Here is a 4,853-nt window from a genome sequence, read left to right on the forward strand (position 1 = left end):
AGGGTTGATCTCAATACTGGATACGATAAACCGGCTTAGCCGCATAGCCTGAACCGCCGTATACGGAACCGTACGTACGGTGGTGTGAGAGGACGGCGGATGTAAATCCGCCTCCTACTCGATGGCGTCGTTTGGGCTATTCTCGGGCTCTCCCGTGCCGCCGTTAGAGCCGGGTGTAGCGCAGGGAATCACCGATGATCACCAGTAAGCTGCCGAATGTCGGCATCACTATCTTCACGCAGATGTCTCAGCTCGCGGCGCAAACCGGGGCGATCAATTTGTCCCAGGGGTTTCCCGATTTCGACGGCCCGCAGGCCCTGCGCGATGCGGTCTGTCGGCATATCGCCAGTGGCCACAACCAGTATTCTCCGATGACTGGCTTGCCGATGTTGCGTCAGCAGATTGCAGTGAAGATCGCTCGCAGCTACGGCGCCCATGTCGATGCCGACAGTGAAGTGACGGTCACCCCCGGCGCGACTCAGGCGATTTTCTGCGCCATTCAGGCGGTGATCCACAGCGGCGACGAAGTGATCGTGTTCGATCCGGCCTACGACAGTTATGAACCTTCAGTGGAGCTGGCGGGTGGCCGTTGCGTCCATGTGCAACTGGGCCTTAACGATTTCAGCATCGACTTCCAGAAACTTGCTGAAGCCATTACGCCGCGCACGCGGATGATCATCCTCAATACCCCGCATAACCCAAGCGGAGCATTGATCAGCCGTGCCGAGCTGGATCAACTGGCAGCGTTGATTCGTGACCGCGACATCTATGTGATCAGCGATGAAGTCTACGAACACCTGGTGTTCGATGGCGTGCCTCACGTCAGCGTACTCGCCCACGAAGAGCTCTATCAGCGCGCATTTGTGGTCAGTTCATTTGGCAAGACTTACCACGTCACCGGTTGGAAAACCGGTTACGTGGTGGCACCGCCGGCCCTTACCGCGGAGTTGCGCAAGGTTCATCAGTACGTCAGTTTTTGCGGCGTGACGCCGTTGCAATATGCGTTGGCCGATTACATGGCCGAGCACCCGGAACACGTCGAAGAGTTGCCGGGTTTCTATCAGGCCAAGCGCGATCTGTTCTGCGATCTGCTGGCGCCGTCACGCTTCAGTTTCAGCCGCGTGGCCGGTACTTATTTCCAATTGGTCGATTACTCGCAGATTCGCCCGGACCTCAATGACGTCGAGATGGCGCTGTGGATGACCCGCGAACATGGCGTCGCGAGCATTCCGATCTCGGTGTTCTACCAGACGCCACCGGTCGGCCAGCGCCTGGTGCGCCTGTGCTTTGCCAAACGCGAGGAGACCCTGCGTGAAGCAGCGGCAAAACTATGCGTGATCTGAGTGCACTGCCCAATCTGAATGTCGCGCTGATCCAGACCACCCTGGCCTGGCATGATCGTCAGGCCAATCTGCAGCATTTCGAGCCGTTGCTGGAGCAGGCTCGCGGCGCTGACCTGATCATCCTGCCGGAGATGTTCACCACCGGTTTCTCCATGGAATCGGAATCCCTCGCCGAGCCGGAAAACGGTCCCACCAGTAAATGGCTACGGGTTCAGGCGGCGAAACTGGATGCGGTGATCACCGGCAGCATCATCGTCCAAGTGGCTGACGGCAGCCATCGCAATCGTCTGTTGTGGGCGCGGCCGGACGGGGAGGTGTGGCACTACGACAAGCGTCACCTGTTCCGTATGGCGGGCGAGCACAACCATTTCACCCCGGGCGAGCGTCAGGTGCAGTTCGAATTGAAGGGCTGGCGAGTGCGGCCGCTGATTTGCTACGACCTGCGATTCCCGGTCTGGAGTCGCGATCCTCAAGATACTGACTTGCTGCTGTACACCGCCAATTGGCCGGGCGCCCGGCGTCAGCACTGGAACCGTTTGCTGCCGGCACGGGCGATTGAAAACCTCTGCTATGTGGCGGCGGTGAACCGTATTGGTACCGATGGCAAAGGCTTTGCGTATACCGGTGACAGTCAGGTGCTGGATTTTCAGGGTGAGACGCTGCTCAGCGCTGGCGAAGCCGACGGGGTCTTCAAGGTCGTTCTGGACGCGGCGGAGCTGGCGGCTTATCGCGCACGGTTTCCGGCGAATCTGGATGCGGATACCTTCGAATTCACGTAACCGATCGTTCCCATGCTCTGCGTGGGAATGCCTCAAGGGACGCTCCGCGTCCAGTGACGCGGAGCGTCACGGCTGCATTCCCACGCGGAGCGTGGGAACGATCAGGCCCCGAGGTTCACACCCCGGGGCCTTTTGCATTGCAGCTCAGGGCTCTTTACGCCGCTTTCGCTTCCGGCTGGCTCAGAGAGCGGTTCAGCGCACTGAACAGTGCCTTGAAGCTGGCGGTGGTGATGTTTTCATCGATGCCGACGCCGTGCACCGCACGCTCACCATTCACCCGCAGTTCAATGTAGGCCGCAGCCTTGGCATTGGTACCCGCGCCGATGGCGTGTTCGTTGTAGTCCATGATTTCCACCGGAATCGGCAGACCCGCCACCAGTGCTTCCAGGGCGCCGTTGCCCTTGCCACGCCAATGCAGGTTGGTTTCACCCTGACCTTTGCTGGAGACTTCCACTTCCACAGCGCTGTGACCGTTTTCTTCCTGTAAGCGATGGCTGACCAGCGCGTACGGGGTATTGGCCTGCAAGTACTCGCTGTGCAGCAGCGCATGGATCTGCTGAGCCGTCATCTCAAGGCCCAGACGATCGGTTTCACGCTGCACGACCTGGCTGAACTCGATCTGCATGCGGCGCGGCAAGTTGATGCCGTATTCCTGTTCCAGCAGGTAAGCGATACCGCCCTTGCCCGACTGGCTGTTGACGCGAATCACCGCCTCATAGCTGCGGCCGATGTCGGCCGGGTCGATCGGCAAGTACGGTACTTCCCACAGGGCGTCCGGTTGCTGCTGGGCGAAGCCCTTGCGGATAGCGTCCTGGTGGGAGCCGGAGAATGCGGTGTGAACCAGGTCGCCGACATACGGGTGACGTGGATGCACCGGAATCTGGTTGCACTCTTCGACGACCTTGCGCACGCCATCGATGTCGGAGAAGTCCAACTCAGGGTCGACGCCCTGGGTGTAGAGGTTCAATGCCACGGTCACCAGGTCGACGTTACCGGTCCGCTCGCCATTGCCGAACAGGCAACCTTCGACACGGTCGGCGCCAGCCATCAGGCCCAGCTCGGTGGCGGCCACGCCAGTGCCACGGTCGTTGTGGGTGTGCAGGCTGATGATCACGCTGTCACGACGGTTGATATGGCGGCCGAACCATTCGATCTGGTCGGCATAGATATTCGGGGTGGCGCATTCGACGGTGGCAGGCAGGTTGAGGATCACCTTGTGCTCAGGCGTCGGGTTCCACACTTCGATCACTGCGTCGCAGACTTCCTTGGCGAACTCCAGTTCGGTGGCGCTGAAGGTTTCTGGCGAGTACTCGAAGGTCCACTCAGTGTTTGGTTGCTGAGCAGCGTATTTGACGAACAGCTTGGCGGCGTTCACGGCGATGGCCTTGATTCCGTCTTTGTCCTGGTTGAAGACAATGCGGCGGAAGGAAGGGGAGGTCGCGTTATACAGGTGAACGATGGCCTTCTTGGCGCCGCGCAGGGATTCGAAGGTGCGCGCGATCAAATCTTCACGGCCCTGGGTCAGCACCTGAATGGTGGTGTCGTCCGGGATGTGGCCGTCTTCGATCAGCGTACGCACGAAGTCGAAGTCGGTTTGCGAAGCGGCCGGGAACGAAGCTTCGATTTCTTTCACGCCGACTTGCACCAGGGTTTTCCAGAAGCGCAGCTTCTTGACCGCGTCCATCGGCTCGATCAGCGACTGGTTGCCGTCACGAAGGTCCGAGCTGCACCAGATCGGTGCTGCGGTGATGGTCTTCGATGGCCAGGTGCGGTCCGGGATATCGATGGTCGGGAACGCGCGGTATTTCGAAGACGGGTCTTTGAGCATGCTCATCGGGAAATCCTTATTGTGTGGGCCGAAAAAAGGCGGCCTGCCGGTGGATCAAATGTTCTGGGGATAAAGCGTAAGACGAGGCACCGCGATTCAGCCTGGCAGTCGTGCACTGACGAGGCACAGGCTGCGGTGCTGGCGGAGCTGAATGAGGGTGTGAGAGGTTTTCATGCCTTCAACCCTAACCGCGGGGGTTAAGGATGGCAAGCACTCGAAAAAAATTGAGAGGAATACTCGAAAAGTCGGTTTTATTGAGATTTTGTTGCGGTGAGTGGCAGAGATTGTATTGATGTTTGCGCGGGGTTTGATCGATGCGCAATTTGAAGTTGGCGATCTGGTCTCGCACGGTGCAGCTATTCTTAAAGCCTCAACCAGACGGCCAGAAAGCAGGAGTTGGCAATGAACGAGTCGGATTGGAAGCTCTATAGCGCATTGCGTCCGGTAGCCCATGAGCGGATGTGTATCCGGATCATGGAAGAGGTCGAGCGTACGGTGCTGGATAAAAGCCTGGCGCCTTATGAACGTATTGAAGCCAGTGAAGAAAGGCTGAAGGCCGGTCAACAGGAGCTGTATTGGGCGTTTGGCGTTTTCAGTCATTCACGCGATGAGGCGCCTGCTCATTTGCTGGGGCTGTGTACTCATGAGCTGATCACATCTGAAGAATTGGCTGGTTTCTCGGAGGAAACCCAGGCCTGGATCAAAGAGTGTCTGGCGCATAGGGAGGTCCATGGGATTGAGGACCTTGAGGCGGAATAAGGGGTGCTAATGAGGCAGCCTTCGCGGGCAAGCCTGTTGTGGTCCAGTTTTTTTGGACCGCTCTGTAGGAGTATTAGGCCGCCCGCTCTTCAAAAAGGGCTGGCGGCAGGTTATTCGAGGCTGTGTGGCAACGGCGATGGTTGT

4 protein-coding genes are annotated in these 4,853 nt (G+C 58.7%); 3 read left to right on the plus strand and 1 reads right to left on the minus strand.

Translation table 11 applies throughout. From position 1 onward, the window contains the following. Nucleotides 1-194 precede the first annotated feature (194 nt). Together MEB48_RS28945 and MEB48_RS28950 are read left to right on the plus strand one after the other, a co-directional pair. On the plus strand, nt 195-1,343 hold the full coding sequence (locus MEB48_RS28945) for a pyridoxal phosphate-dependent aminotransferase (protein ID WP_237887117.1): 1,149 nt from the start codon (nt 195-197) through the stop codon (nt 1,341-1,343). Then, entirely contained in the window at nt 1,331-2,122 is a 792-nt protein-coding gene (locus MEB48_RS28950) for an amidohydrolase (RefSeq protein ID WP_237887118.1), read from the plus strand. The genes MEB48_RS28945 and MEB48_RS28950 overlap by 13 nt, the downstream gene beginning before the upstream one ends. 154 nt (nt 2,123-2,276) lie before the next feature. On the opposite strand, the gene leuA is transcribed toward MEB48_RS28950, so the two are convergent. After that, a complete protein-coding gene (leuA, locus tag MEB48_RS28955; protein WP_237887119.1) occupies nt 2,277-3,956 on the minus strand; it encodes a 2-isopropylmalate synthase in 1,680 nt (559 codons plus the stop codon). 396 nt (nt 3,957-4,352) lie between these two features. Here leuA and MEB48_RS28960 point away from each other — a divergent pair, with 396 nt between their 5' ends. Next, nucleotides 4,353-4,709, plus strand: a complete 357-nt coding sequence (locus MEB48_RS28960; RefSeq protein WP_237887120.1) for a hypothetical protein — start codon at nt 4,353-4,355, stop codon at nt 4,707-4,709. Nucleotides 4,710-4,853: the final 144 nt, after the last annotated feature.

The sequence above is a fragment of the Pseudomonas sp. PGPR40 genome (assembly GCF_022014505.1).
GTDB lineage: Bacteria > Pseudomonadota > Gammaproteobacteria > Pseudomonadales > Pseudomonadaceae > Aquipseudomonas.

Bases quoted from the DNA above. Each gene is read 5' to 3' on its own strand.
- MEB48_RS28945 (WP_237887117.1), top strand. From the start codon at position 195: ATGATCACCAGTAAGCTGCCGAATGTCGGCATCACTATCTTCACGCAG.
- MEB48_RS28950 (WP_237887118.1), top strand. From the start codon at position 1,331: ATGCGTGATCTGAGTGCACTGCCCAATCTGAATGTCGCGCTGATCCAG.
- leuA (WP_237887119.1), bottom strand. From the start codon at position 3,956: ATGAGCATGCTCAAAGACCCGTCTTCGAAATACCGCGCGTTCCCGACC.
- MEB48_RS28960 (WP_237887120.1), top strand. From the start codon at position 4,353: ATGAACGAGTCGGATTGGAAGCTCTATAGCGCATTGCGTCCGGTAGCC.